The organism is Streptomyces sp. NPDC046866 (assembly GCF_040704625.1).
Classification (GTDB): Bacteria; Actinomycetota; Actinomycetes; order Streptomycetales; family Streptomycetaceae; genus Streptomyces.
Window position 1 is genome coordinate 17,635 of the sequence record NZ_JBEYXN010000029.1, and the last position, 26,309, is coordinate 43,943.

General features: G+C 73.3%; 26 protein-coding genes and 1 pseudogene. 13 read left to right on the forward strand and 14 right to left on the reverse strand.

The features are described 5' to 3' along the window. Positions 1-167: 167 nt before the first annotated feature. From AB0953_RS30430 to AB0953_RS30440, 3 genes are all read left to right on the forward strand, one after another. Entirely contained in the window at positions 168-1,067 is a 900-nt protein-coding gene (locus AB0953_RS30430; protein ID WP_366862792.1) for a DUF1963 domain-containing protein, read from the forward strand. A gap of 86 nt (positions 1,068-1,153) precedes the next feature. Further along, a complete protein-coding gene (locus AB0953_RS30435; RefSeq protein WP_366862793.1) occupies positions 1,154-1,528 on the forward strand; it encodes a VOC family protein in 375 nt (124 codons plus the stop codon). Further along, positions 1,525-2,286, forward strand: coding sequence for an alpha/beta fold hydrolase (locus AB0953_RS30440; RefSeq protein WP_366862794.1), 762 nt, complete (start codon positions 1,525-1,527; stop codon positions 2,284-2,286). Before AB0953_RS30435 ends, AB0953_RS30440 begins: the two co-directional genes overlap by 4 nt. Before the next feature lie 33 nt (positions 2,287-2,319). On the opposite strand, the gene AB0953_RS30445 is transcribed toward AB0953_RS30440, so the two are convergent. The 3 genes and pseudogenes from AB0953_RS30445 to AB0953_RS30455 form a co-directional block, all read right to left on the reverse strand. Further along, positions 2,320-2,571 (reverse strand): type II toxin-antitoxin system RelE/ParE family toxin, encoded by a 252-nt coding sequence (locus AB0953_RS30445; RefSeq protein ID WP_366862795.1) that lies wholly within the window; start codon positions 2,569-2,571, stop codon positions 2,320-2,322. Continuing rightward, the gene (locus AB0953_RS30450; RefSeq protein ID WP_366862796.1) at positions 2,568-2,822 is read right to left on the reverse strand and encodes a type II toxin-antitoxin system Phd/YefM family antitoxin; all 255 of its coding nucleotides are present in this window, start codon (positions 2,820-2,822) and stop codon (positions 2,568-2,570) included. The genes AB0953_RS30445 and AB0953_RS30450 overlap by 4 nt, the downstream gene beginning before the upstream one ends. Positions 2,823-3,011: 189 nt before the next feature. Next, a pseudogene (locus tag AB0953_RS30455) lies at positions 3,012-3,155 on the reverse strand (hypothetical protein); the annotation flags it as partial. Positions 3,156-3,752: 597 nt separating this feature from the next. Here AB0953_RS30455 and AB0953_RS30460 point away from each other — a divergent pair. Further along, positions 3,753-4,577: an alpha/beta hydrolase gene (locus AB0953_RS30460; protein WP_366862797.1), complete on the forward strand. Its 825-nt coding sequence runs from the start codon at positions 3,753-3,755 to the stop codon at positions 4,575-4,577. A 41-nt stretch (positions 4,578-4,618) separates the two neighbouring features. Here the strand turns inward: AB0953_RS30460 and AB0953_RS30465 are convergent, their stop codons facing one another. Then, complete coding sequence (locus AB0953_RS30465) at positions 4,619-5,341, reverse strand: TetR/AcrR family transcriptional regulator C-terminal domain-containing protein (protein ID WP_366862798.1); 723 nt, start codon at positions 5,339-5,341, stop codon at positions 4,619-4,621. Between the two features lie 177 nt (positions 5,342-5,518). Here AB0953_RS30465 and AB0953_RS30470 point away from each other — a divergent pair, with 177 nt between their 5' ends. Next, on the forward strand, positions 5,519-7,051 hold the full coding sequence (locus AB0953_RS30470; RefSeq protein ID WP_366862799.1) for an MFS transporter: 1,533 nt from the start codon (positions 5,519-5,521) through the stop codon (positions 7,049-7,051). Between the two features lie 99 nt (positions 7,052-7,150). Here the strand turns inward: AB0953_RS30470 and AB0953_RS30475 are convergent, their stop codons facing one another. From AB0953_RS30475 to AB0953_RS30500, 6 genes are all read right to left on the reverse strand, one after another. After that, entirely contained in the window at positions 7,151-8,089 is a 939-nt protein-coding gene (locus AB0953_RS30475) for a tyrosinase family protein (RefSeq protein ID WP_366862800.1), read from the reverse strand. Beyond that, positions 8,086-8,520 carry a tyrosinase cofactor gene (locus AB0953_RS30480; protein WP_366862801.1) on the reverse strand — a complete coding sequence of 145 codons (435 nt, stop codon included), beginning with the start codon at positions 8,518-8,520 and terminating at the stop codon, positions 8,086-8,088. The genes AB0953_RS30475 and AB0953_RS30480 overlap by 4 nt, the downstream gene beginning before the upstream one ends. 67 nt (positions 8,521-8,587) lie before the next feature. Further along, a complete protein-coding gene (locus tag AB0953_RS30485; RefSeq protein ID WP_366862802.1) occupies positions 8,588-9,232 on the reverse strand; it encodes a hypothetical protein in 645 nt (214 codons plus the stop codon). A 308-nt stretch (positions 9,233-9,540) separates the two neighbouring features. Next, positions 9,541-10,128, reverse strand: coding sequence for an RNA 2',3'-cyclic phosphodiesterase (gene thpR / locus AB0953_RS30490; protein WP_366862803.1), 588 nt, complete (start codon positions 10,126-10,128; stop codon positions 9,541-9,543). 120 nt (positions 10,129-10,248) lie between these two features. Beyond that, positions 10,249-10,596, reverse strand: coding sequence for a helix-turn-helix transcriptional regulator (locus AB0953_RS30495; RefSeq protein ID WP_366862804.1), 348 nt, complete (start codon positions 10,594-10,596; stop codon positions 10,249-10,251). 115 nt (positions 10,597-10,711) lie between these two features. Continuing rightward, entirely contained in the window at positions 10,712-11,851 is a 1,140-nt protein-coding gene (locus AB0953_RS30500; RefSeq protein ID WP_366862805.1) for an MFS transporter, read from the reverse strand. Here AB0953_RS30500 and AB0953_RS30505 point away from each other — a divergent pair. Next, positions 11,841-12,077 (forward strand): hypothetical protein, encoded by a 237-nt coding sequence (locus AB0953_RS30505; RefSeq protein WP_366862806.1) that lies wholly within the window; start codon positions 11,841-11,843, stop codon positions 12,075-12,077. The genes AB0953_RS30500 and AB0953_RS30505 overlap by 11 nt on opposite strands. A 119-nt stretch (positions 12,078-12,196) precedes the next feature. Here AB0953_RS30505 and AB0953_RS30510 read toward each other — a convergent pair whose 3' ends face one another. Then, on the reverse strand, positions 12,197-12,892 hold the full coding sequence (locus AB0953_RS30510) for a type 1 glutamine amidotransferase domain-containing protein (RefSeq protein ID WP_366862807.1): 696 nt from the start codon (positions 12,890-12,892) through the stop codon (positions 12,197-12,199). A 91-nt stretch (positions 12,893-12,983) separates the two neighbouring features. Between AB0953_RS30510 and AB0953_RS30515 the strand changes: the two genes are divergently transcribed. Next, entirely contained in the window at positions 12,984-13,952 is a 969-nt protein-coding gene (locus AB0953_RS30515; RefSeq protein WP_366862808.1) for a LysR family transcriptional regulator, read from the forward strand. Positions 13,953-14,995: 1,043 nt separating this feature from the next. Next, on the forward strand, positions 14,996-16,180 hold the full coding sequence (locus tag AB0953_RS30520; RefSeq protein WP_366862809.1) for an FAD-dependent monooxygenase: 1,185 nt from the start codon (positions 14,996-14,998) through the stop codon (positions 16,178-16,180). 66 nt (positions 16,181-16,246) lie between these two features. Here the strand turns inward: AB0953_RS30520 and AB0953_RS30525 are convergent, their stop codons facing one another. Together AB0953_RS30525 and AB0953_RS30530 are read right to left on the reverse strand one after the other, a co-directional pair. Continuing rightward, entirely contained in the window at positions 16,247-17,287 is a 1,041-nt protein-coding gene (locus AB0953_RS30525) for a vWA domain-containing protein (protein ID WP_366862810.1), read from the reverse strand. 151 nt (positions 17,288-17,438) lie between these two features. Continuing rightward, a complete protein-coding gene (locus AB0953_RS30530; protein WP_366862811.1) occupies positions 17,439-18,284 on the reverse strand; it encodes a methyltransferase domain-containing protein in 846 nt (281 codons plus the stop codon). A gap of 119 nt (positions 18,285-18,403) precedes the next feature. Between AB0953_RS30530 and AB0953_RS30535 the strand changes: the two genes are divergently transcribed. The 5 genes from AB0953_RS30535 (at position 18,404) to AB0953_RS30555 (ending at position 25,007) form a co-directional block, all read left to right on the forward strand. Beyond that, the gene (locus AB0953_RS30535) at positions 18,404-18,988 is read left to right on the forward strand and encodes a TetR family transcriptional regulator (protein ID WP_366862812.1); all 585 of its coding nucleotides are present in this window, start codon (positions 18,404-18,406) and stop codon (positions 18,986-18,988) included. Positions 18,989-19,330: 342 nt separating this feature from the next. Continuing rightward, the gene (locus tag AB0953_RS30540; protein WP_366862813.1) at positions 19,331-20,068 is read left to right on the forward strand and encodes a hypothetical protein; all 738 of its coding nucleotides are present in this window, start codon (positions 19,331-19,333) and stop codon (positions 20,066-20,068) included. Between the two features lie 606 nt (positions 20,069-20,674). Beyond that, the gene (locus AB0953_RS30545; RefSeq protein WP_366862814.1) at positions 20,675-22,099 is read left to right on the forward strand and encodes a cytochrome P450; all 1,425 of its coding nucleotides are present in this window, start codon (positions 20,675-20,677) and stop codon (positions 22,097-22,099) included. A gap of 418 nt (positions 22,100-22,517) precedes the next feature. Then, positions 22,518-23,636, forward strand: a complete 1,119-nt coding sequence (locus AB0953_RS30550) for a selina-4(15),7(11)-diene synthase (protein WP_366862815.1) — start codon at positions 22,518-22,520, stop codon at positions 23,634-23,636. Between the two features lie 15 nt (positions 23,637-23,651). Next, the gene (locus AB0953_RS30555) at positions 23,652-25,007 is read left to right on the forward strand and encodes a cytochrome P450 (RefSeq protein ID WP_366862816.1); all 1,356 of its coding nucleotides are present in this window, start codon (positions 23,652-23,654) and stop codon (positions 25,005-25,007) included. Positions 25,008-25,161: 154 nt separating this feature from the next. Here AB0953_RS30555 and AB0953_RS30560 read toward each other — a convergent pair whose 3' ends face one another. Beyond that, the gene (locus AB0953_RS30560; RefSeq protein WP_366862817.1) at positions 25,162-26,202 is read right to left on the reverse strand and encodes a pentapeptide repeat-containing protein; all 1,041 of its coding nucleotides are present in this window, start codon (positions 26,200-26,202) and stop codon (positions 25,162-25,164) included. Positions 26,203-26,309: the final 107 nt, after the last annotated feature.

Here is a 26,309-nt window from a genome sequence, read left to right on the forward strand (position 1 = left end):
AGGCCGGCATGCAGGGCGCGGCGCCGTCAGCGGGGGCGGCTACGCTGCGGGCTGCCCCCGGCGGTGTGCGCCGCCGGACCGCACCGGCGCGCGACCGCGACCGGCGCACGACCGCCACCGCGCCGGACGGCCGCGCCCGCCGATCCCGATGCCCGAGGAGCCCCCCGATGCCCCGTACCACCCCGCCGCGGCCCCTCGACGTCGAGGCGCTGTTCCCCGAGGTCGCCGCCCACCGCCGGGACGCCGTGCGGCTGCACCCCCGGCCCGGCGCCCCCGGCGTGCGGGACAGCTCGATGGGCGGGCCCCTGCTGTGGCCGCGCACGGAGCCGTGGCCGCACTGCGGGGACGACCACCCGCGGACCGCGTTCTCCCCGCCGCCGGCGCCGGAGCCGCTCCCCCTGGTACCGGTCCTCCAGCTCTTCGCCGCCGACGTCCCCGAACTGCCGTTCCCGCCGGGCACCGACCTCCTCCAGGTGCTGTGGTGCCCCTTCGACCACGAGGCCGGCTACGTCCCGCGCCCCGAACTGCGCTGGCGGTCCTCCTCCGACTGCGCCGATGCGCGCCCGGCCGCGCCGCCCCGCCCGGCCGGCGCCGCGGACGACTACCTGCCGGACCCCTGCGTCCTGCACCCGGAACGGGTCGTCGACTACCCGACCTGGGACCTGCCCGAGGAGGTCCACGACGCCCTGGAGGAACGTTTCGAGCAGCTGGAGGAGGAGACCGGCTGGTCGTACTGGTCCCACCTCTCGGTGTCCGCGGGCATCAAGGCCGGCGGGTACCCGACGTGGACGCAGGACCCGTACTGGCCCGACTGCCCCGGCTGCGGCCACCGCATGGAGCACCTGCTCACCGTCAACAGCCGCGAGTTCGACGGCGAGAGCTGGCGCACCTGGCTGCCCGTCGAGGACGCTCCCGCCACGGGCACCGTCTGGGACCTGCCCTACGAGGAGCGGACCCGGATCCAGTGCCCGCCCGGCCTGATGCTCGGCGACATGGGCGGCATCTACCTCTTCGACTGCCGCCGCTGCCCCGACCGGCCGTACGCCTACCACTCGGACGGTTCCTGACCGCGGGATCCCGGCCGGCAGGGCATCCTGGGAGCGGGGGCCACCCGGCTGCCCGTTTCCGAACTCCCTTCCCCACACGGAGAGTCATGCACCCGAGCATCCGCACGATCACCTTCGACTGCACCGGCGACCCCTACGAGCTCGGCCTGTTCTGGAGCCGGCTGCTGGGCCGCCCGCTGGCCGACGACGACAAGCCGGGCGACGACGAGGCGTGGATCGAGGACCCCGCGGGCGGCCCTGCCCTGCTGTTCGTGAAGGTCCCGGAGGGCAAGACGGCGAAGAACCGCGTCCACCTCGACCTCAAGCCCGCCGGACGCACGCGCGCCGAGGAGGTGGAGCGGCTCGTGGCCCTCGGGGCGCGGCTGGTCGCCGACCGGACCCGCCCCGACGGCAAGGGCTGGGTCGTCCTCGCCGACCCGGAGGGCAACGAATTCTGCGTGGAGCGCGGGGAGCTGGGATGACGGACGCCGCCCGCTGGCTGAAACGATTCAGCGCCGGCGCCCCCGCCACCTCCCGCATCGTCTGCCTCCCGCACGCCGGCGGCGGCGCGAGCGCCTACCACGGCTGGGCCCGCCACCTCCCGGCCGACACCGAGCTGCTGGCCGTCCAGTACCCGGGCCGCCAGGACCGGTTCGCCGAGCCGTGCATCGAGTCGATGGCGGAACTGGCCGACGCCGTCGCCGCCCTCCTCGCCGGGCTCACCGAGCTGCCCACCGTCGTCTTCGGGCACAGCATGGGCGCGCTGGTCGCGTACGAGAGCGTGCTGCGCCTCGCCCGCACCGCCCCCCGGGCCCTGCCGGCCCACCTGTTCGTCTCCGCGGCCGCCGCCCCGGGCACGGAGCGCCGGCACCCCCTGCCCGCACTGGACGACGACTCGCTGGTCGCGTTCGCCCGCCGCCAGGGCGGAGCCGACCCCGAGGTGTACGCGATGCCGGAACTGCGGGAGCTGGTGCTGCCGACCCTGCGGGCCGACATCCGGCTGCTGACCGACTACCGGCCGGCGCTGCCGCCCGTGCGACTGCCGCTCCCGGTCACCGCGTTGGGCGGCGACGCGGACGCCGGCTGCCCGCCCGCGTCCCTGGCCACCTGGGCCGCCACCACCTCGGGGGCCTTCACCTCCCGGACCTTCCCGGGCGGCCACTTCTGGCTCCAGGGCCGCGAGGGGGAACTGGCCCCCCTGATCGCCGCAGCCGCTCCCGCCCCGGCCGCCCCGGCCTAGCGAGGCCCGACGCCGCGCCCGCGGTCCTCCGCGTCAGCCCAGGCGGCCGACGTGGAGGACCGCGATGGTGCCCGTGGCCTCGGTGATCTCGTACATCACCCGGTAGCGCCCCACGTGCGTGCGGCGCAGGTCCGGGGATGCGTACGGGGTGCTGCCCTCCGGGCGCGGCTGATCGGCCAGCAGGTCGACGGCGTCCATCAGCTGGCGTAGCCCCTCGGGGTCGTGCCCGAGGAACCGGGCGGCCGCATCGATGGCGGCCTCGTCCCAGACGATCGCGTACGTCACCCGCGCGCCAGGCCGAGCCGGGCGCGCACCACCTCGTGCGGGACGGCCGACGCCGTCCCGTCCGCCCGGTGCCCGCGGTACCTGGCCAGCGCCAGGGCGTCCTCGAGGTCGGCGAGTTCGTGGGGGTTGACGAGCACGGCCGCCGCCCGGCCGCGATCGGTGATCGTGATGCGCTCCCGGGCCCGGGACGCACGGCGCACGAGTGCCCCGAACTCCGCCCGCGCCTCGCTGATCGGCACAGTGTCGCCCATGTGCGGAACCGTACGCTCCCGGCGCCCCGCACGCAGGCGAGCAGGCGACGACACGGCCCGCTTCCCCGCCCGCCGGCGGCGCCCGGCAGACCCCCAGGCCCCGACGCACCTGCTTTTCACCACCGTCAACGGCAGCCCGCTCGACGTAATGAGCGTGCTGCGCATCCGCGTGCCTGACCGGGCCTGCACCGCCCATCCCCACCTCGACGCCGGACGGCGCTTCGCCCGCGTCAGACCCAGAGCCTTGGTGTCCAGGCGGAAGAACTGTTCCAGCTCCCCGGGCGACGGCTCCGTGGCGACCCGCCTATAGCGGGCCTTTTGCTCAGCAGACAGGTATCAACAGGCGTGCCTGCGCCCTCGGCCACCACCACGCCACCACAACTCGCCTTGCCTCGGAGGCTGGTGGGACCTGGAGCCGATACGCCTCCGGTGACCACACACGGTCACCGGCAGGGTGGGTCATGCGGGAAACTGGCGACACTTGAACAGGCGAGCCCACCAGTACCGAGGCCGTTGAGGCCCGTGGCTTCGGGAAACCGATCGGGCGCGTCCGGCGATGGTCAGCCGGCAGTTGTCGAGGTCAACGTCGTTGAGCATGAGGGCGGCGATCCGGGCCACCCGGGCGGCGTGGATCGCCGCGAGGGCGAGAACGAGCCCCAAAGTCTGCGTCGGCGTCCGGCGGCTCCCTCTCCCACAGCGGGCGGCCGAACCAGGACCGCATCTGCTCCAGGTGTCCGATGTCCCTGCGGATCGTGCCGTCCGCCAGCCCCGTCGAGCCCGCGCCGGCATGAACCCCGCCGGCACGTCGGTTTCGAACTGCTCCAGCTCCTCAGCTAATACAAGTGTATTGAACGACCGTCATATACGCATGTATAGTCGATCGCGTCGAGGGCGGCCCCGCCCTCGCATCCGAACCAGAGGAGCACCGACATGGCCACCCCCACCCCAGCCCCCACCGCCGCCCCCGCCGCCCGGCCCGCCCGCGCCACCCTGACCCTTGACGGCCGCACCCTGTCCTACCTGGACTTCGGCGGCACCGGCCGGCCCCTCGTCGCCCTGCACGGCCACCTCTCCGAAGGCGCCTCCTTCGGCGCCCTGGCCGCCGCCCTCGGCCCCGAGTGGCGCGTGATCGCCCCCGACCAGCGCGGCCACGGCGACTCCGACCGCGCCCCCGAGTACACCCGCGCCGGCTACCTCGCCGACCTCCGCGCCCTCCTCGACCACCTCGGCATCGACCGGGCGGTCTTCCTCGGCCACTCCCTCGGCGCGGTCAACGCCTACCACCTGGCCGCCGAACGCCCGGAGCTCGTCGAGGCGCTGATCAACGTCGACACCGCCGCCGACCTCCCCGACCACGGCGCGAGCCCGCTCGCCTTCGTGCTGGACTTCCCCTACACCGCACCCACCCGCGAGGAACTGGCCGCCGCCTGCGGCCCCCTCGCCGCCGTCCTCGGCCCCGTGCTGCGCCCGCTGCCGGACGGCGCGGGCTGGCGGCTGCCGTTCCACCCGCAGGACACCGTCGACTCCGAGAACCTCGTCCACGGCGACCACTGGAAGCAGTGGCTCGGCTCCGCCTGCCCCGCGCTCCTGATCCACGGCCTGCGCAGCCAGGTCCTCCCCGCCGAGCAGGCCCGCGCCATGTGCGCCCGCCGCCCCGGCACCGCGTACCGGCCGCTGGACACCGACCACTTCGTCGCCCAGGCCGACCCGGAGGGGTTCGCCTCCGCCGTCCGCGCGTTCCTCGCCGCCCTCTGAGCCCGGGCGGCGCGGATCGGGCGGGACCCGGAAGAGAAGGCCTACCGCCCCAGCCGCATCGCCAGCCCGTCGAGCACGACCTCCAGCCCGTACGCGAACTTCGTGTCCCGGATCTCCACCGGATCGACCGCCGCCGCGGCCGCGTACCCCTCCACCAGGTGCTCGTGCCCGGCGGCCGCCTGCTGCGCCGCCGGCAGCAGCCGCGCGACGAACTCCGCCTCGCTCTGGCCGGACCGCGCCACCGTGGACAGCCAGGCCGCCTCCGTCGTGCTCATCCCGATGACGTACGCCATCAGCGCATCGATGGCCCGGCTCGGCTCGGGGAACCCGGCCCGCGTGACCAGCGTCGCCAGCCGCTCCGAGTACGCCATGAGGTTCGGGCCCAGGTACGCGAGCCCCGCCTGGCCCAGCACCGACGCCAGCCAGGGATGCCGCAGCGCCGTGGCGCGGAACGACTCCGCCGCCCGGGCGGCGGCCGCCCGCCAGTCCGGGCCCTCGGCGTCCGGCGGCGGCATCTCGCCGAACACCTCGTCCACCGCGAGTTCCATCAGCTCGTCCTTCGTGGCGACGTGCCGGTACAGGGAGGTCGCCCCCGCCCCAAGCCGCGCCCCGAGCTTGCGCATGCTCAGCGCCTCCACGCCCTCCGCGTCGAGCACGGCGACCGCCTCGCGGACGATCGCGGCCCGGCTGAGCGCCGGCTGATCGGCCTCGCGCGTCCCGCGAGCCCATACGGACGGGATCGGCGGGTTCCCCTTGGCTGCCATGGTGCTCTCCTCCTGCATCCGATGCCTGTGCGTACAGCGTACGCGCGCTGCGTACGCCGACGAAGTCTTGCGTACACCGTTCCGCTCTGCGTACAGTGTGCGCAACGAAGGAACGCCGTACGCACCACCCCGACGTGACGGCGCCGGCACCGACGAGAAGCCGAAAGGGAACCACCCATGGAAACCCGCACCCCACGCCGCTGGTGGATCCTGATCGTGCTGTGCCTGAGCAGCCTGGTCCTCGTGGTCGACTCCATGGCGCTGACCGTCGCGGTCCCCTCCATGACCGCCGACCTCGGCGCGAGCCCCCAGGACACCCAGTGGATCCTCGACTCCTACGTCCTGGTCTTCGCCGGCCTCCTCCTCACCTCCGGAAGCCTCGGCGACCGCTTAGGCCGCCGCCGGATCATGCTCGTGGGCCTGCTGCTCTTCGGCGCCGCGTCCCTCGGCGCGAGCTTCTGCACCCACCCCGGCGAAGTCATCGCCGCCCGCATCGCGATGGGCGTCGGCGGAGCGCTGATCATGCCCTCCACCCTCTCCATCCTCATCACCGTCTTCGACGAGGAGGAGCGGCCCAAGGCCATGGCCGCCTGGGGCTCGGTCTCGATGCTCGGCCTCGTCGGCAGCCCGGTCCTCGGTGGCGTCCTGATCGGCCGCTTCTCCTGGCACTCGATCTTCCTGATCAACGTCCCCGTCGTCGCCCTCGCCGTCCTCGCCGCCCTCACCCTCATGCCGGAGTCCAAGGGCCCCTCGCGCAAGCCCGACCCGCTGGGCGCCGTCCTGTCCGCCGCCGGCATGACCGCCCTCGTCTGGTGGATCATCGAGATACCCCAGCACGGCGCCTTCGGCGGCCGCTCCGCCCTCACCCTGGCCGTCGCCGCCGCCGCCCTCATCGGCTTCGTGGTGTGGGAGAACACCACCGACTCCCCGATGGTCCCGCTCGGCCTCTTCAAGAACCGCAACTTCAGCGGCGGTTCGCTCTCCCTGACCCTGGTGCAGATCGGCAACGGCGGCCTGCTCCTGGTCCTCACCCAGTACCTGCAGTTCGTCCTCGGCTATTCGCCCCTCAAGGCCGGCCTCGCCTTCGTGCCGCTGGCCGTGGCCGCCCTCGTGGGCAACGGAGCCGGCGCCGCCCTCGCCGCCAAGGCCGGCAACCGCCCCCTGATCCTCGCCGGCATGCTCGTGATGGCCTCCTCCTTCGCCCTGCTGACCACCGTCTCCGCCGACACCGGCTTCACCGTCCCCGCCGTCGCCCTCGGCCTCCTCGGCCTCGGTGCGGGCCTGGCCATGCCCGCCGCGGTCGGCGCCCTGATGGGCACCATCCCCGAGGAGCAGGCCGGCGTCGGCTCCGCCCTCAACGACACCATCCAGCAGGCCGGCACCGCCCTCGGCATCGCGATCCTCGGCTCCCTGCTCACCGGCAGCTACGCCGACGAGATGCCGGCCGGCGCCCCCGAGCAGGCCAGGCAGTCCATCGCCGGGGCCCTGGCCGCGGCCTCCGGCGAGCCCGGCCTGGTCCGCGCCGCCCGCGAGGCCTTCACCTCCTCGATGGCGACCACCTTCACCATCAGCGCCGCCGGCGTCCTGGCCGCCGCCCTGCTGGCCACCCTGGTCATGCGGGACACCGGGAAGCCCCGCACCGCCGAAGCGGCCGCCCCCGCCCAAGCCGCCGCAGCCGCGGAAGCCACCGAGCCCGAGACCGCCGCCTGACCCGCCCCCCCGCGCCGCGGCCCCCGCTGCCGGCCTCCCGTACAGGCCGAAGGCCGGTGCCCCCACGAGGGACACCGGCCTTCGGCACGGGCGGCGCGGCTAGTAGCCCCGCGGGGCGCTCGGCGCCGGGGCCTGCGGGGCCTGCGGGGCCGCCGACTGCACCGGGGCCGCCGGGGGAGCCGAAGCCTGCGGGGCCGCCGGGCCTCCCGCGGGCGCCTCGGTGTCGAAGGTGTAGAACTTCCGGTGGTCCAGCAGATCGGCCGGAGTCACGTTGTTCCACGGGCGCATGGTCCCGTGCAGGTCGACCACGTTCGCCGTCCGCCCGGCCGGCAGGTACGTGGACTTGGGGTTGCGGCGCTGCCATTCCGCCCACAGCTTGTCGATGAAGGCGTGGTGCAGCCAGAAGGCCGGGTCATTGGGCGAGGCCGCGGAGGCCATCTGCCCGCCGATCCACACGTGCACCCGGTTGTGGATGTTGACGCCGCGCCAGCCCTCCAGGTGGTTGCGGAAGCTGTTGGAGGCGCTGTTCCAGGGCGCCGCGTCGTACACGGGCATGGCGAGGACCGCGTCCACGTCGGCCTTGGTCGGCAGCTGGACGCCGCCCGCGCCGAGCGTGCGCCGCAGGTACGTGCGCCGGTCCACCCCGACCGTGATGGGCCACTTGCCGCCGGCGAACGCGAAGGGCCCGTCCAGGACCTGGCCGTCACGGGCCCGGCTGGTGCCGCCGAGGAAGTCCGCGGCCCAGAGGGAGGAGGTGGGGCTGCGGTCCACCGTCCAGTCCCAGTACGGCAGCGTGACGTTGCGGTCCACCCGCTGCAGCGCCGCCTCGAAGTCCAGCAGGAAGCGCCGGTGCCACGGCAGGAACGAGGGGCCGCGGTGGCCGACGCGCTCGCCGAAGTCGGAGTCGCTCAGCAGGAAGTTGTTGTGGGCGTAGACGAACTTGTCGTACGTGCCGTTGCGCTTCAGCTCGAGCAGCGCACCGGTGAAGGCGCGCTTCTCCGCAGGGGTCAGCGTGGCCTGGTTCTTGCGGACGGTCACGACGTGCTACCGCCCTCGTGGGGGCCGAAAGGGGCGAGCTGGGCGCCCTGCAGGTCGCGGATGGCCGCCTTGGCGGCTGCGATCGGGTCGGGGAACGTCTCGTAGTGGTTGACGACGCTGACCCAGCTGCCGTCGGCGTTGCGCATGACGTGCAGCTCGTTGCCGTCTATCTTCACGACGGGCACGGCGGGCAGGTGGTGGCCGCCGTGCTGGCCGCCCTCGGCGAGGGTGATCTGGATGCGGTGCCCCTCGTACACCTCGTCTATGCCGCCGGTGGGCAGGGAGAACGGCGGGACCGAGGGGGAGGCCGAGGCCTCGGCGCCCATCGCGGCGGTGGCGGGTGCCTTGGACGACGAGCAGGCCGACAGGCCGACCACGGCGGCCGCGCCGACGGCGAAGCCCAGGGCCTGTCTTCTGGAGATCTTCTTCATGGCCTGAAGTGGTACCAGAAAGGCTTGAACGTTCGATGAGCGGCCCGGGATTCGAGCAGTCGGCAGGTCAGGCCCCCGCGTGCGTCCAGCGGTTGAGCGTGCCGCTCGCCGTGTCGTACGTGAGCCGGGTCCCGTCGCCGAGCGGGCGCACGCCGCCCTCGACCGGACCGGCGGGACGGGCGACGGCCCCGCGCACCTCCAGCGTCCGGGCGTCGGGCAGAAGGTGCGTGCCGTCCTCCGCCACGGCGATGACGGTGTCGGCGTCGACGAAGCCGCACCAGTAGTCCCAGCGGGACCCGTCCCCCTCCGGTGCCCCCTGCGCGACCACGGAGCCGTCCGCTGCGTGCAGTTCCAGGTCCGCCCCGTAGTGCTGGACGGTGAGGAACCCGGCATGGCCCGGATGCACGTCGACCAGGATCCGGCCCGTCGTCCCGCCAAGGTCGCGGGCGGTCGGCTCCGCGCCGTCCCAGCGCGCCCAGTGGAGCAGGACGCCGTCCTGGCCCATGCCGATGGACAGGCCCCTGTGGATGCCATCCGGGTGCGAGAGGTGGTGCGATCCGGCCGCCGCGCTGTCCAGCGGCAGCCGGGGCGGCTCCCGCCCGTCGCGGGCGTCCAGGACGACCCGGTACTCGTCCTCCTCGATCACCACGTGGGCCCAGACGAGCCGCGGTGCCCGCGCTCCGGCCCCCAGCAGCCGTGCCGGTACCCCCACAGCGCCACGCCGTCCGCCCCCACGGCCCGTACCGCACGCTGGCCCGAGAACACGGCGGAGGACCCGTCCGGGCTGACGGAGGGAACCCAGCGGTCCCGGACCCACGGTGCGGTACGAGGCACCCCCGCGGCTCTCGAAGGCGAAGCCTGTGATCAGCGCCTCCCCGCCCGGCAGGGGGACGACGCGCGCAGCCGTGCGGTGATCGACATACGCCGAAACCAGCGCTCCGCACGGACAGCGCAGCCGCCCGGGGCACGGGTCGGGCCCCGGGCCGCGGCGCGCTCAGTCCTGCCCGGCGCGCGGCGCGCTCAGTCCTGCCCGGCGCCGAAATTCCACGCTTCGATGTCGCGGTAGCGGATCGGCCCGGGCCCGCGGCCGAAGTTGCTGCCCACCAGGTGCAGCCGCTCCGCCTCCCACGCGCGGCCGGCGAACCCGGCGAGCGAGGCGGCGGCCTCCACCACGCTGGTGGAATCGTCGCGGCGGGACCGCGCCAGCGTCAGATGGGGCCGCAGGGGCCGCTCCACGAAGGAGACGCCGCACCCCCTGACCAGGGCGCGGACCTCGGTGGCGAGCCGGTGCAGCCCGTCGAGGTCGCCGTCGATCCCGGTCCACAGCACCCGCTCGTCGAAGTGCCCGCCGCCGCGCAGCGCCAGCCGTATCGGCGGACGCGCCGCGGCGAGCTCCGCCAGCGGCGGCCGCAGCAGCGGGACGGTATCGACCGGGAGCTCGCCCAGGAACGCCAGCGTGATGTGCCAGTCCTCGATGCGGTTCCACCGCATGCGCCGGTACGCGTCGTAGGCGGGCCGCAGCTCCCGCTCCAGCTCCTGCTTCGCCTCGTCGGGCGGGGCGAGGGCGATGAACACGCGTACGGTCGCGTGCTGGTTCCGTTCGTTCACGGACCCTTCGTACAGGGCCCCGCCGGGCCCGCTCACCCCGGGTCCCGCCCAGGCCCCTGCGAGTCCACCGGGTCGGTGGCGGGGCGCTGCGGGCGGGATCGGCCCGGGCACGGTCCCCCCTCAGGCGGGGGCCGTGCCCGCGCCGGCCGGTTCGGCGTCCGGCGCCGGGCCGGTGATCTGCGTGGCGTCGAGCAGCCCGGGGAACCGGGCCTCGAGGTCGTCGCGCCGCAGGGTGATGATCCGGGTCGTGCCCCGCACCTCGGTGTGCATGACACCGGCCTCGCGCAGCACCTTCAGGTGGTGCGACAGCGTCGACTTGGCGATCGGGTAGACGAGCTGGCCGCAGGAGCGGGAGCCCTCCTGGTACATCACGCGGGCGATGTCCCGGCGGATGGGATCGCTGAGCGCGTGCAGCACCCGGTCCAGGGAGATCTCGCCCCGGTCGGGGTGGTGGAGCGGGCTGCGCATGGGCGACCTTCCTCGTGCGGGCCCCGGGCGGGCGAATTCGACGTTCTACGATGATAGAAGAACGGGGCGGCGACCACGGGGCGGTGCCGCGTCCGGTCGAAGAGGACGGCGGCGCTCACCCGCCCGCGCCCTGCCTGCGGAAGGCGCCGGCCGCCGCGTACACGCCGAGCGAGAGCAGGTGGGCCGCGACGGCGAAGGCGGCCACCCCCCAGAAGCCGGGCGCGTTGCCGAGGAGGACCCCGCCGACGGCGCCGCCGACCGTGGTGCCCGCGTACATCGCGGAGTTGGACAGCGAGGAGACGGTGCCCCGGGCGGTCTCGGTCTGCGACTGCAGGATGCTCATGAAGACCGGGAAGACGCACCCGCCGGCCGTCATCACCAGCGCCAGCAGGGTCAGCGCGACGGGCAGGTTCGGCGAGAGCGGCACCAGGCAGTACAGGGCGGCCATGGTCAGGACGCCGACCGGCAGCGACCGGTACGGGCCCAGGCGGGCGACCAGGCTGCTGCCGAGCAGGGAGCCGACCGCGTTGCCCGCGCCCACCGCCGCCATGGCGGCGCCGACGGAGGCGACGTCCAGCCCGAAGTCCTCGGCGAACCAGGGGCCGATGAAGGAGAACGCCTCGAAGGTGCCGGTCTGGAAGACGAGGTAGCCCAGCAGGTACCAGCGCAGCCGGCCGGCGCCCAGCGCGGCCTTGTACGCGTCGAGGACGGCCTTCGCCCCGCTGCCCGCACCGGGCCGGCCCGGTACCGGAGGGAAGAAGCGGGCGAGCAGCAGCCACAGCGCGACCGAGAGGCCGGCGATGGCCCAGAAGGGCAGGTGCCAGGAGCCCGAGGCGAGCCGGCTGCCGAGCGGGATGCCCGCGCACTGGGCGATGGACAGCCCCGCGGTGGCGAAGCCCATGGTCCGGAGGACCTCCTCGGGCTTCACCAGGACCGGGATGGACGCCCAGATCTGCGGGGAGACGAACGCGGCGCTGACCCCGGCGAGGAACCGGAAGAAGATCATCGTCCAGAAGCCCTGGGCTAACCCGCACAGCGCGGTCATGACGATGAACCCCGTCAACCCGGCCAGCAGCACCCTGCGCCGGTCGCGCCCGTCCGAGATCGGCCCGGCGATCAGGGCGAAGACGGCGTAGCCGAGGGCGTACGCGCTGACCATCCAGCCCGATACGTCGGGGGACACGCCGAAGGCGCCGGTCAGGGTCGGCAGCAGGGGGGGGGCTACGAGGAAGGTGTCCGTCCCGATGACGAACATCGTGGCGAACGCGAGCAGCGCGACGGTCCGCGACGAGAGGGCGACCGGAACCGGAACCGGAACCGATGGCGCCGATGCCGGCGCGCCGTCAGGAGGGGACGAGGGTGCCGATGAGGTGGTGGTCATGTCGTCATCACCGCGGCAGGAGCGGTTGGGCTTCCCTTCGAGTAGGTACAAGGCCGGAAGTTTGATATTCGAAGAACATCGAACATCGCGCGAAGCGTAGCAGAGGACCGCGCAAACGGTGCAGGGCCGCAAGGGAGTGGGGCGGGCGGCGAGGTCAGGACGGACGCCGCCGCCCGCAGCAGGCCGCGCGGCGACCCGGCGCCGGCGGCCCGGCGGCCCTCAGACCAGCTTCGTGAGCAGCTCCTGCGCGAGCGGGCCCGCGGAGGCCGGGTTCTGGCCCGTGACCAGGTTGCCGTCGACCACCACGTGCGGCGCCCACGGCTCGCCCGCCTGGAAGTCCGCCCCGAGCTCCACCAGCCGGTCCTGCAGCAGCCACTTCGCCCGGTCGGCCAGGCCCGCCTGGGTCTCCTCGGCGTTGGTGAAACCCGTCAGCCGGCGGCCGGCGAACGGCGAGCTGCCGTCCGCGTTCCGCGCCGCCAGCAGCGCGGCCGGGCCGTGGCAGACCACGCCGAGCGGCTTGCCGGAGGTCAGCGCCGCGGCCAGCAGCCGGCCCGAGACGGCATCGACGGCCAGGTCCTCCATGGGGCCGTGCCCTCCGGGGTAGAACACCGCGTCGTAGTCGCCGAGGTCGACCTCCTCCAGCTTCACCGGCTGCTGCAGCGCGGCGATCGAGGCCAGGGCGGCGGAGATCCGGTCCGCGCCCACCTCGCCCCCGTTGGCCTCCGGGGCCAGGCTCGCCCGGTCCACGGTCGGCACGACGCCGCCCGGGGTCGCCACGACGACCACGTGGCCCGCAGCGGTGAGCACCTCGTACGGGGCCACCACCTCGTCCGCCCAGAAGCCCGTCGGGTGCTTGCTGCCGTCGGCCAGCGTCCAGTGGTCGGCACCGGTCACCACAAAAAGGATCTTCGCCATGTCCCACATCTCCGTTCACGTTTCGAGCGCGTAGATCGTCTCGATCGAACGTAGGCCCCGCCCCCCATTCGTTTCCAATAGGCTCACCTCTATGAGGCATAAAAACACCGATGGCTCGGGCTCCGAGCCGGAGCCCCCGGCTCCGGCCATACCGGGCCCGCCGGACCTCAACCTCCTGCGCACCTTCCTCGCCGTCCACCGGTCCGGCTCCTTCACCGCCGCCGCCCGCCTGCTGGGCCTGTCCCAGCCCACCGTCACCACCCAGATCCGCACCCTGGAACGGCAGCTGGGCCGCGAGCTGTTCGAGCGGCTGCCCCGCGGAGTGGCCCCCGCCCCGTACGCCGACGAGCTCGCCGCCCGCGTCGGCGCCCCCCTCGACGAACTGGCCGTGGCCACCGCCCCGGCCGACGGCGACCACGACACCCAGGCCGAACCGGTCCACCTCGCCGGCCCCACCGAGCTCCTCTCCACCCGGGTCCTCCCCGCCCTGGCCCCCCTGATCGAAGCCGGGGTACGCCTGCGCGTGACCACGGGCCTGACCGAGCCGCTCCTGGCGGAACTCCGCGCGGGCCGCCACGACCTCGTGATCTCCACCCACCGGCCGCGCGGCCGCACCCTGACCGCCGTACCCCTCGCCGACGAGGAGTTCGTCCTGGTCGCCGCCCCGGCCTGGGCCGAGCGGATCGGCGGCCCCGCCCGGATCGCCGCCGAGGGCCCGGCCGCCCTCCACGGCGTCCCGCTGATCAGCTATGCCGAGGACCTGCCCATCGCCCGCCGCTACTGGCGCCACGTCTTCGGCCGCCGCCTGACCGGCCGGGCCGCGGTCACCGTCCCGGACCTGCGCGCCGTCCTCGCCGCCGTCGCTGCCGGCGCGGGCTACAGCGTGCTGCCCCGGTACCTGTGCGAGCAGGAACTCGCCTCCGGAACCCTGGTCGCCCTCCACGACCCCGAGGACCCCCCGATCAACACGGGCTACCTGGTCCAACGCCCCGGCTCCGCCTCCAACCCCCACGTCCCCCGCGTCCGCACCCACCTCCTCCACGCAGCCCGCACCTGGTAGAGCCGCCGCAACCTCCCCTGGCATCGCCCGCCCCGCGCCCCTCACCCCCGCCCGGAACATCGGCGCCGACCCGCGTCGTCTCGCGCCCACCGCCCCGAGGCGCCCGCCGCACCGGCTCCGGCGGACCGGCGATCAGCGACTCCCCGAACGCCGGACGACGCCCCGACACGGCCGACCGCCGGTGCCGCCGCGCCGCCCGCCTGGCACGGGCGCCGTGCGAACGTGCCGCGCGAGGGGGCGTTGCCGGCCGGGGCCACCGCCCGAATCGCCGTCCCGCCGACCCAGGCCGCCCGAAAGCCCACCGTGGCCCCGCACCAACCCCCGAGCAAGCGCCCTGCAGAGCGACCCAGCGCAAGCCCCACCCCTCCACCGACTCGTCGGGTCCACCGCGCAGCCGAGGCGCTCGGCATCGCGGTCCTCCCCTCCGGACCCCTTCCCGGCCACCCCCGGCCCGCTCAACGACATATCCCTCTGCGCATCGACAGCGGCGCGAGGCCCAGTTCTCCGCTGCCCCCGGGCCGTCGCCACACCTCCCCCCGACGCTTGGACCTGCGCCGCCTCGGGACACCGCAGCCGGTGCCGCCCGACCCGCGCCATGCCCTGACCGCCTCGCGCGCGGCAGCGCCAAGCGGCCGGCCCCGCCCCTGCCCCCTCCGCCGCGGCCGGACCGCAGACGGCCGCCGCCCCGCGGCCCGCGCCCACCGACCCCGCCCGCGCCCACCCCGCTGGCGCCGACCCGGCCCGCGCCGACCCCGCCCGCGGCGCCCGGGGCGACCCGCCTGCCCCCGCGGTGCCCAGGCCGACCGCGCCCGCGCCTGCGGTGCTCGGGCCCACCCCGCCTGCGCCCACTGCGCCCGCGCCCGCGGCGCCGAGCGCGCACCACGCCTTCGACCGCTGCGCCGCCGCCGGCGCCCCCGTCGCCAAGCCAGGTCCGGCGCTGAACCCCCCGCCCCCCCGAGGCGCTGGAGGAAGACGGGCACCGCCCCGCCCTCTGCCGACCGGCCGTTGATAGCGTGAGCCTGCGCCGACCGAAGAGGTGTTCCATGCAGCACGGCATGCGCGCGGTGGTCGTCGGAGCCGGCATAGGCGGCCTCACCGCAGCCCTGGCACTGCACCGCCACCACTGGCACGTCACCCTCTGCGAACGCGCCCCCGAAGCCCCCACCACCGGCGCCGGAATCGGCCTCGCCCCCAATGCCCTGCGCGCCCTCGCCGCCATCGGCACCGACGCGGCCCGGGCCGCCGGCACGGCCGTCCCCGCCGCCATGGGCGTGCGCCGCCCGGACGGCCGCTGGCTGCTGCGCACCACCACCGCAGAGCTGGCGTCCCGCTACGGCATCCCCCCGATCGCCGTCGCCCGCCCGGCCTTCACCGCAGCGCTGGCTGCCGAGCTCCCACCCGGCACCCTCCGCTTCGGCACGACGGTCACCACCGTCGACAACGCCGCGACCGGCCCCACCCTCCACACCGCAGAGGGCGGGACCCTCTCCGCGGACCTGGTGGTGGCCGCCGACGGCATCAACAGCCCCCTGCGCCGCGCGTTCTTCCCCTCCCACCCCGGCCTGCACTACACCGGCGAAACAGCATGGCGCACCCTCCTGGACGCCCCCGACCTCCCCGTATCGGCGATGAGCGAGACCTGGGGCCGGGGCGAGCGGTTCGGGATCACCCCGCTCTCGGACGGCCGCCTGTACCTCTACGCCACCGCGGTCCTCCCGGCGGGTACCCGCGCACCCGACCCCCGGGCCGAACTGGCGCACCGCTTCGGCGCGTGGCACGACCCGATCCCGGCCCTCCTGGACCGCGTGAGCCGCCTGGCCCCCACCGCCGTCCTGCAGAACGGCCTCCACGACCTGGCTGCCCCGCTGCCCGCCCTCCACCACGGCCGTATCGCCTGGCTGGGCGACGCCGCCCACGCCATGGCCCCCAACCTGGGCCAGGGCGGCTGCCAGGCCATCGAGGACGCGGCGGTCCTCGCCCACCTCCTCCCGCCCGGCGACGACCCGGCAGGCCGCGACCGCATCCCGGCAGCCCTGGCCGCATACACGGCGGCCCGCCGAGCCCGCACCCACGCCATCCGCCTGCGCGCCCGCCGAGCCGGCCGCCTGGGCGCCCTCCGCAACCCCCTGGCCGCAGCAGCCCGCAACACGGCAGTCCGCGCCACCCCCACCCCCCTGGCCCTCCGCGCCCTGGACTCCCTCTTCAACGGCTTCCGCCTCCCCGACTAGCCGAAGCCGCAGCGACCCCCGATCCGGTACAGCGCGTCCACGAGCGCGACGGGACAACCGACCGGCTCAGCTCATCAGCAGCAGCCGCGTGTTCGGCACCAGCTTCCGGTTGACGCTGGTGCTCTGCACGAAGATGGTGAAGTCGTCGTTGTGGTCGGGCTTGACGCGCACCTCCGTGTCCGGCAGGCCGAGCAGGGCGCGCGCCTCCGGCCCCGTGTACACACGGTCCGTCTTCTTCTCCAGAACCGCTATCTGCTTGCGCGCCTGGATCTTCTCCGACTTGCTCAGCTGATAGAACGCACCACCGGTGCGGTACGTGTGCCCGCATTCGAGGACCCATTCCCGGATCCCCGCCGCCCGGTCCACGGCGATCAGCTGATAATCCGAGGAATTCACCGGCTTGAGGCCGGCAGCCTTGATGGTGTCCTTGTTGACCGCATCCGCGCCGATGGAAAACATCGCCCGGGTTCCGCGGATTCCCTTCGTGCGGCCCACCATGAACTTCTCGGTGGCCTGCTTGATGACCTCTCCGGCTTCCTGGAGCCCCTGCGTGCTGGTGGCGTCCCAGATGGCGATGTTGTCCTTGGGGAATCCGTACTGCATGGCCTCGCGCTTGCCCATCTGGTCCGGCACGAGCACGGCCAGCGTCCAGTTGTCCGCCTGCGTCTCGATCATCCCGGCCACGGCCTGCACCAGCTCGGCGGGCTTGCGCGAAGGGGCGTCCGGGCAGCGGTGGCTTGCGTTCTCCTGCCCGTCGGTCAGGACGAACGTCAGGAAGCTGTGGTCGCCGTACAGCTGGGCCGTCTGCGCCAGCTCCCGCTGCGACTTCAGCGCGGCCGCCAGCAGAGACGTCATCCCCCCGGTCCGGTAGAGCTGCTTCAGGGACGGCATCCGCAGCACGTCCTTGTCGTAGATGACGCACTCCACGGAATTGGAGAACACGTACACGGTGACACGGGTCTCCTGGTCCAGTTCCCTGGACCGGCGGGCAAGGTATTCGATCTGCTGGTCGGCGACTTCGACGACCTTGCCGCTCAGGTGCGACATGGACGAACTGGCGTCGAGCACCAGGGCAACGTGATTGATGTAATTCTGCGTCCCGGACATACCGGCCCCCTCATTTCCGACTGGATGCTCCAACCCTCTCACCCACCACTGACAATTGACCCCGGCTCAGGGACGCGCGCAGACCACGCCCGACCGGCCGCCGCCCACCGCTGCAGACGCCACGACCACCACCTCGACCCCGGCCGCGCCCCTACGGGGCGGTGCCGGTCAGCAGCCAGCCCGTGCTGCGCAACCGCAGACCGGCACCCCCTTCGTACGGGCGCAGGACATCGGCCAGACGGCTCCGCACACGAACGGCGGCGCCGGCGTCGACCGCGCCGAGGAGATGGCGCCCGGGCCCGGAGCCCAGCAGGAAGTCGCCCGCGTCATCCGCATCCCGCCCCCAGGTCCCGTACGCCGTCACGTGCTCGGCGCGTACGTCGTGCAGCCCCGCCCGGCTCAGCAGCGAGGCCGCCGCACCGGGCGCCGCGAGCGAGAACATGCCGGGCCCGCCGGCCTTGCCGAAGCCCTCCAGCGGAAGCAGGTCGCCGAGGGCGGCCAGGGCGGTCAGCCACTGGTTGCCCTCGGGCTCGGCGGCAGCGAGCAGGGCGACGCGGCCGCCCGGGCGCAGCGCGGCGGCGATGTGTGCGAACGCCGCGGCGGGGTCGGCGAAGAACATGACGCCGAAACGGCTGAGGGCGAGGTCGAAGGACCCGCGGGGGAGCGGGTGGACCTGCGCGTCGCCCTGCTCGAAGCGGACGTTGCCGATTCCCTCGCGCTCGGCGGCCGCCCGCCCCCGCTCGAGCAGGGGACCGGACAGGTCCAGCCCGAGGGCGCTCCCCTCCGGCCCGGCGGCGCGAGCGGCCAGCCGGGTCGTGGCCCCCGCCCCGCAGCCGATGTCGAGGACGCGCTCGCCGGGCGCGATGGCCGCGGCGTCGAGCAGGGGCTGGTCGAAGCCGGCGTTGACGGCGTCCCAGCGGTCCTGGTGGGCCGCCCAGTGGGAGCCCTCGTAGCCGTTCCAGGCCTGTGCCTGGGCGGTGTTGGCGATGGAGTGCATGGCTGAAAACCTCCGTGGACGCACGCGCTTCAGGATGGACCGCGCCCTAGAATGGGCGCACGCCCAAACAGTATGGGCGGTTGCCCAAACCGGCAATCCCCCTTTCCTCAGGAGGACTTGTGTCACCACGCGGAGTGGCCATCCCCGACCTGCGCGAGCGGCTCTTCGACGCGGCCGAGCGGGTACTGGCCCGCGACGGGGCCGCGGCCTTGACCAGCCGGGCGGTCACGGCCGAAGCCGGCTGCGCGAAGGGAGTGCTGCACACGCACTTCGCCGGGCTGGACGAGTTCGTCGCCGACCTGGTGCTGGACCGCTTCACCCGCACCGCCGCACAGGCGGCCGCCCTCCCCGCGAAGGCCGGCAGCGGCAGCGTCGCCGGCAACCTCCTGCACTTGGCCTCGGCGGTGCTCGGCCTGGACCCCGGAGTGGTCGGCCTGGCGGTGACCCGGCCCGCGGCGGCCCTGCGCGTACGCGAGGCATGGGCGGCGGGCGCACCCGGCTTCGACGCGATCCAGAGCTCGATCGAGACCTACCTGGACGGCGAACGGCGCCTGGGGCGCGTCGCAGAAGGCCTGGACTGCGGCTCGGTCGCCCTGGCCCTGGTGGGAACCCTGCACCACCTGCTGATGACGACCCGCCCGGGCGGCCCCCACCCCCAGCCCTCCGTGGAGCGCCTGATCCACGCGCTGACGGCCCGCCCCTGAGGGCGTCCCGGTCGAAGCGGCCCCGAAGCCCGTACGGGAAAGCGGTCATCCCGGGGCATTGGGTTCCCATTCGTGCGGATTCATCAATTCCGAATAGACGGATTCTTTGATTCCGTATCTGTGATGGACTGCGAAAGCGCGCCCTAACTCAGATGAACCTCAAATGATTGAAGATCGATTGACGTGTCGCGGCGCTCTCGGGCAGTCTTTGCGAGGCGCGACCGCAGGGACCGAAAAGACGGGCGCCGCAATACGGGGGGCCGGTGGTCCGGAGGTACGCAGCCGTGCATCTCTCCCTTTCCTGCCCGCTTAATCGATTAAAAAACGAGGAGAAGAGCCAGCATGCGCTCCGCCATCAGAAAAGGCCTCACCAGCACTGCCGCCGTCGCTCTCGCCGGAATAACCCTGGCCGTGCTGCCCGGTTCGGCCCAGGCCGACGACGGCCTGGTCTCGCAGGCCTCGCGGGTCGCCAAGTACCAGGCCTACCTCGCGATGAAGGCGGCTCAGGGGGACGAGCAGGCCAAGGAGACCGCCCAGGGGTTCTCCGCCCTCTCGGACGCCAAGAAGGCCCGGTTCCTGGACCTGCTCGAGGACCGCTCCCTGGCGACCAAGCTCTTCGAGGCGGCTGAGTCCCCGGCTGTCGCGGGCACCGCGGTGTCGGTGATGGCGGGCGGCGACGTCGTGGTGGAGCGCGAGTCCGCCGGCGGCGCCGACGACGCGTCCCCCCACACCACCGCGGCGCTCCGGGCGGCCGGCTACCGGGACATGTGGGCCTCGTACTCGGTCACCGACAAGTTCCTGGGCGTCAAGGTCTCGCGGGTCTCGGTGCGGACCAACTACCAGGTCAAGGGCAAGGACACCACGAAGGTGTACCCGGGTAGCGCCTACCACTACCTGTACGTGCCCGGATGCGACTTCTCGCACAGCCCCGTGAAGGAGTGGATCTCCTCGCCGCCGGCCGACAACGCCCAGAGCGAGACCACCTGGACGGCGTCGTGCTGGGGCAGCTCCTGGGACAAGCGCGAGCGCGTCTGGGGCGACTACCGCGGCTTCGTCGGCGGTTACCTGAAGGACGAGTAAATCCGGAACACCCGGCAGCCCCGAACAGCAACGGCTTGTATATCCAGACAGCGCTCCGGCCGAGAAGGCCGGAGCGCTGTCTGGATATGCCGCGAAAGCGAATCGCCGGAACCGCGGACAGTGTGATGCCGCCCCGATTCAAGCAATCAACGCATAACCAACCGAGGAGTCCCGCAAGCCCCGCACAGAAAGGGGCGAAGTGTGCCGTCCGAAGGCAGAACGCGGCAGAACGCGGCAGAACAAGAAAAAGGCCCGCGCGACGCGCTCGGCGACCCACCCCCCGCAGGAGAACAGAATGATCCGGAGCATCCGCCTGGCCGCGGGCCGGTACGACGGGTCGTCCTCCGTCGAGGGGAAGCCGGAGGCGTCCGCTCGGCCCGTTCGCCGCACAGGAGGCCGGGCCCGTTCGCGGGACAAGACGCCCCGTCCGGGACGGACGGCCTGAAGCCACTGCGTGTGGCCGGAACCCTCCACCGTTATGCTGCGTCGGGCTCCGGATCTTGTACAACTGCATGGTCGGATCAGCGCCCGTTGACACGAGAACGCCGGGCTGGTGCACGCGTTCACGTGTCCCCAGTCCCATCCAGCCATGGCTTCGGAGGCCTCGTGAGTACCCCGCGTTCAGAACACCCCCACGACGGCTTCGCTCTCGCGCCGCCCCCGGGCTGTCCTGCACACGCTCAGGGTGCCGACCCCGGCATAGCCCGCCTGTTCGGCCGCGAGGCCGAGGAGGACCCGGCCGCCCTCTACGAGCGCCTGCGCGCACAGCACGGGCCCGTCGCGCCGGTGCTGCTGCACGGCGATCTGCCGGCCTGGCTGGTCCTGGGGCACCGCGAGAACCTCGACGTGATGCGCACGCCGTCCCTCTTCTCCCGTGACTCCCGCCGTTGGCGGATGTTCCAGGAAGGGCGAGTCGCCCCGGACTCCCCGCTGGGCCCGACGGTGGGCTGGCAGCCGATCTGCGTCTTCGCCGACGGCGCGGAGCACGAACGCCTGCGTGGCGCCGTCACCGACAGCCTGGACCAGGTCGACCGACGGGGAGTCCGCCGGTACGTCGTGCGCCACACCAAGCAGCTGGTCGAGGCATTCGCCCTCTCCGGCGAGGCCGACCTGATCCCGCAGTACGCCGAGAAGCTGCCGATGCTCGTCATGACGCAGCTCCTCGGCATGCCGGACCGGTACGGGCCCCACCTGGTGAGCGCCTGCCTCGACCTGATGAAGGGAAGCGCCACCGCACTCGCGAGCAACGACTTCCTCGTCGACACCCTGCGCGAGCTGGTCCAGCAGAAGAAGACGACCCCCGGCGCCGACTTCGCCACCTGGCTGACCGGCCACAGCTCGCACCTCACCGACGACGAGGTCGTGGAGCACCTGCGGCTCGTCCTGGTCGCGGCCAACGAGACCACCGTCAACCTGATCGCCAACACCCTGCGCATGGTGCTGACCGACCCGCGGTTCCGGGCCAACCTCGCCGGCGGCCACATGACCCTCCCCGACGCCCTGGAGCAGGTCCTGTGGGACGCTCCGCCCCTGTCGGTCGTACCCGGTCGGTGGGCCACCGGCGACACCGTCCTCGGCGGTCAGCAGATCAAGCAGGGGGACATGCTGCTCCTCGGGCTGGCAGCGGGGAACGCCGACCCCGAGATCCGCGGCGACCTGAGCGTCCCCGTCCACGGGAACCGCTCTCACCTGGCGTTCAGCAGCGGCCCCCACGAGTGCCCCGGCCGGGACATCGGCAGGGCCATCGCCGAGGCCGGCATCGACACGCTCCTGGCGGAACTGCCGGGCCTCGAACTGCGGGTGCCGGAGGAAGAGCTCAGCCTGAGCACCTCGTGGGTCTCCACCCGCGTGAACACGCTCCCCGTGAAGTTCCCGGCCCGTCAGGTGCCCGCCATGGTGTCCGCCGAGCCGCACCGGCCCGTCATGCCGCACCCGTCCGAGTCGGCCGCGGCCCACGACGCACCACACGAATCGCCCCGCAGGGGGAGGGCCCGTCGGACGTGGTGGAGGTCGCTGCTGGGCCGGCGCTAGCCTCCCCGAGGCCCTTTCCGCCCGCCGACGCGCTGCGGACACGCGGCCAACATGCGGCCAACACACGGCCAATCCACGGCCAACGCGCTGCGGATACGCGACCAACGCGCGGCCGACATGCCGCCGGTGAGCCGCCGGTGAGCCGCCGACGCGCCGCCGAAGTGCTGCCGTTTCAGGCCCCTTTCGGCCCCGGCAGCCCGGCCGTCGGCGGTGCGCGGAACGTCCGCCGTCTGGCGGTTCGACCGACCCGCGCGCGTACTTGCCGTGGACATGCCCTATTGGGCGGCGCACTTCCGGTGGGTACGATGCGCCGGGATGTTGATCACTCTTGCATGGCGCCCCCTGTGGCCGGAAGCCGCTCGGAAGCCACCTGTGCGCGGGCCGGGAGTGCGTCGCGACGGCTGAAAGGCGATTACGAGTGAGGCATGAACCCGGGCTTACGGTCCCTCCGATATACACCCCCATCCCGCCGGCGATCCACCCGCGCCACGCGGCGGTCGAGGCCCACACCACGGCGTGGGCCGAGGCCTTCCGGGTGGGCTCCGACGAACTGCGCTCACGGCTCCTGCAGCACAGTATCGGCAGCTTCGCCGCCCGCATCCTGCCCGGCGGGCGCGAGGAGGTCGTCGCCCTCGTCTCCGACTTCGTCCTGTGGCTCTTCGCCGTTGACGACGGCTTCTGCGAGGAGGGCGCACTGGGGCGAAGACCAGGAGAGCTGGCAGCCGTGCTCCACCGCCTCCTGCGCGTGGCGCAGAACCCCGAAGCCCCCATGCTCCTCGACGACCCCCTCGCGGACGGTCTGCGCGACCTCAGCCGCCGGGTCTCGCAGTACGGCACTCCCGCACAGGCCGCGGCCTGGTGCGACGCCCTGCGCGAGTACTTCTTCTCCGTCGTCTGGGAGGCCTCCCACCGCAGCGACGCCACCGTGCCCACCCTCAGCGACTACACCCTCATGCGCCTCTACGACGGCGCGACCACCGTCGTCTACCCGCTCCTCGAAGTGGGGCACGGGTACGAGCTGTCGATGCACGAGCGGGGCCGGCAGCCGGTCCGGGCGGCGACCGAGATGGCCTCCTTCATCATCACCTGGGACAACGACCTCTTCTCCCACCACAAGGAAAGCCGCCAGGACGGCTACTACCTCAACGTCCTGCGGGTCCTGCAGGAGGAAAGGGGCCTGACGCCCGATCAGGCCCTCGCCGCGGCGATCGACCAGCGCGACCGCGTGATGTGCCTCTTCATGCGCCTGCAGGAGAGCGTGCTGGACCAGGCGAGCCCGCAGTTGCAGCAGTACTTCCGGGGACTCGAGTCCTTCATCCGGGGCTCCCAGGACTGGGGCGTGTCCTCCCGCCGCTACACCACGCCCGAGGACCCCGCCGACCTTCCCACCTGCTTCCGCGACGGACCGAGCACCGACAACGACGAGCCCCTGGAGATCCCCGTCATCTCCTGGTGGTGGGACCTCCTGCCCGAGCCGGCGCGGATCATGCCGCGCCCGCGCGTGCCGATGAACGCCCTCCTCACCCCCACCCCGTAGAAGAAAGGATTCACCGTGCTCCAAGGGCTGGAATCGGTCCCCTCCGCCCCCGGGAGGCTGCCGCTGCTGGGCCACGCCTGGAACCTGGCTCGTCAGCCCCTTGCGTTCCTGCGCTCGCTCCGGGAGGTCGGCGACCTGGTCCGCGTCGACCTCGGCACCATGCCGATGTACGTCGTCACCAGCGCAGACCTGGTCCGCGACGTCACGGTGGTACAGGCGCGCTCCTTCGAGAAGGGCCGCCTGTACGACCGGGTGCGGCCGCTCGTCGGCAACGGCCTGGCCACCGCAGGCGGCGAGGTGCACCGCCGGCATCGCCGGCTGATCCAGCCGATGTTCCACCAGGCCCGCATCGCCGGCTACGCCGAGACGATGAGCAGCCGCGCCCGCGGCCTCGTCGACTCCTGGACCCCCGGGCAGGTCATCGCCGTCGATCAGGTGATGGGCGAGCTGGCGATCGAAATCCTCAGCGAGACCATGTTCTCCACGGACATCGGAGAGCCCGCGGTCGAGGCCGTTCGCCGGAACCTGCCCGTCATCCTGAAGAACATGCTGGTCCGGGCGGCCTCGCCGAAGATACTCGACCACCTTCCCGTGCCGCCGAACCGCGCGTTCGACGCCGCGGCCGCCGGCATGCGCCAGGTGATCGACGACGTGATCGCCGGCACCCGCCGGTCCGGCCGGGCCCACGAGGGCGACCTGCTGTCCGTCCTGCTCGAGGCACGCGACGCCGACACCGGGGAAGCGCTCACCGACGAGGAGATCCGCGACGAGCTCGTCACGATCCTCTTCGCCGGCACCGAGACCACCGCCTCCACCCTCGCCTGGGCCTTCCACGAGATCGCCGGCCACCCCGAGGTCGAGAAGCAGGTGGTGGCGGAGATCGACGAAGTCCTCGGCGGCCGGCCGGCGACCATCGAGGACGTGCCGCGGCTCACCGGGATCCGGCGGGTGCTGGACGAGGTGATCCGCCTCCACGGCGTCACGCTGCTGATGCGCCGCACCACCGAGGAGGTACACCTCGCCGGGTTCACCCTCCCGGCGGGCACCGAGGTCGCCTTCAGTCTCTACGCCCTGCACCGCGACCCGGCACTGTACGCGGACCCCGACCGGTTCGACCCCGACCGGTGGTTGCCCGAGCGGCGCAAGGACATCCCCCGCGAGGCGTTCGTACCGTTCGGGTCGGGCAACCGCCGCTGCATCGGCGACGCCTTCGCCTGGACCGAGGCCACCATCGTGCTGGCAACCGTCCTGGCCCGCTGGCAACTGCGCCCGCTCCCCGAACACGTCCCCCAGGAAGCAGCCTCGGCCATGGCCCACCCCGACCACGTCCCGATGCAACTCCACCCCCGCACCCCCACGTCCCGGAGCTGACAACGCCCCGGCCCCTGTCGGCCCCACTGCGGCTGCCTGGCTGCCTGGGGTCGGCGGTGCGTGACGTCCTTCATGGGGCTTCCCCGGCACCGGGCACCCGGCGCGTCAGCGCCGCGCGGCCGGACCAGCAGGTGCGCGTGGCGGGCCGTCGGCGTCATGACGACAGTCCCCGGGTGTTCTCGCGGACCGCGTCCGTGAAGTGCGCGGTCGCCGCGTTCTTCGCGCCGGTGAAATCGGCGTCGGTCAGGTCCGCTCCGGTGAAGTCCGCGTCGCGGAGGTCCGCCTCCCTCAGATCCGCTCCCCGCAGATCCGCGTCGGGCAGGCTGGCGCGCACGAGGCTGGCCCGCTGCAAGCGGGCGTCCTCCAGGACCGCCTCGCTCATGTCGGTGTCCTCGAAGTGCGCCCCGGTCGCCCGGATCCCGCTCAGGTCAGTCCGCAAGAGGCTGGAACCGGCCAGATCGGCGTTGGTCAGCTCCGCGTCCGACAACGCGGCGTCGTCCAAGGTCGCTTCCTGCAGGCGCGCGTCCACCAGGGATGCCCCCGTCAGACGGGCGTGCGCCAGATCCGCGTCGCCCAGGTCCGCGCCGCTGAAGTCGGCATCCGGGAAGTTGATGCCGGTCACGCGTTGGCGCTTCTGGTCCCAGATCCCCATGTAGCCCAGGTTGCGCAGGTGCACGTTGCGCAGGTCGAAGTCGCCGCCGCCGTCCCGTGCGGGATCCCGGTTGGCCAGTACCGTCATGGCCGCCTGGACGTCCGTTGCCGGGCCCGCACCGGCGCGGCCGTCCACCGCGCCGCGCGTGTGCTCGCGGACGTACGCCGTCAGCAGCGTCACGACGGTGGGCTGCTCGTCCGGCGCGTCGTGCATCAGCCGCGACAGGCCGTAGAGGCCGCCGAGGCGGATGTCCACGGCAGAGGAGGCGAGGTTTCCGATGGCCGCATTGAACCGGCCGGTGACCTGGCCCTGCTCGGCGATCCTCAGCTGCTCGCCGGACTGCTCGACCGAAGCCCAGGTGAACAGCAGGGCGGCGAGAGCCGCAATGCCCGGGAGCGAGGCCGCCGTCAGCGCCGCCCACTGGAGCCGGTTGACGGTCGTGCGCTCGTCCGCCCGGGAGCGCCGTGCCGGGGGACGCCCTCCGCGACGGGTGCCCCGGTCGGAGATCCGGCGCAACCGCGCCGAGGTGTTGAGCCTGGCCATGCCTGCCATGGAACCCCGGAACCAAGGACGGCCGACGTTCTGACGGCACGTCGTGCGACCGTGTCCGACGAACGGCCGAACCCGACCCTCACTCTCGCCCGGCGACA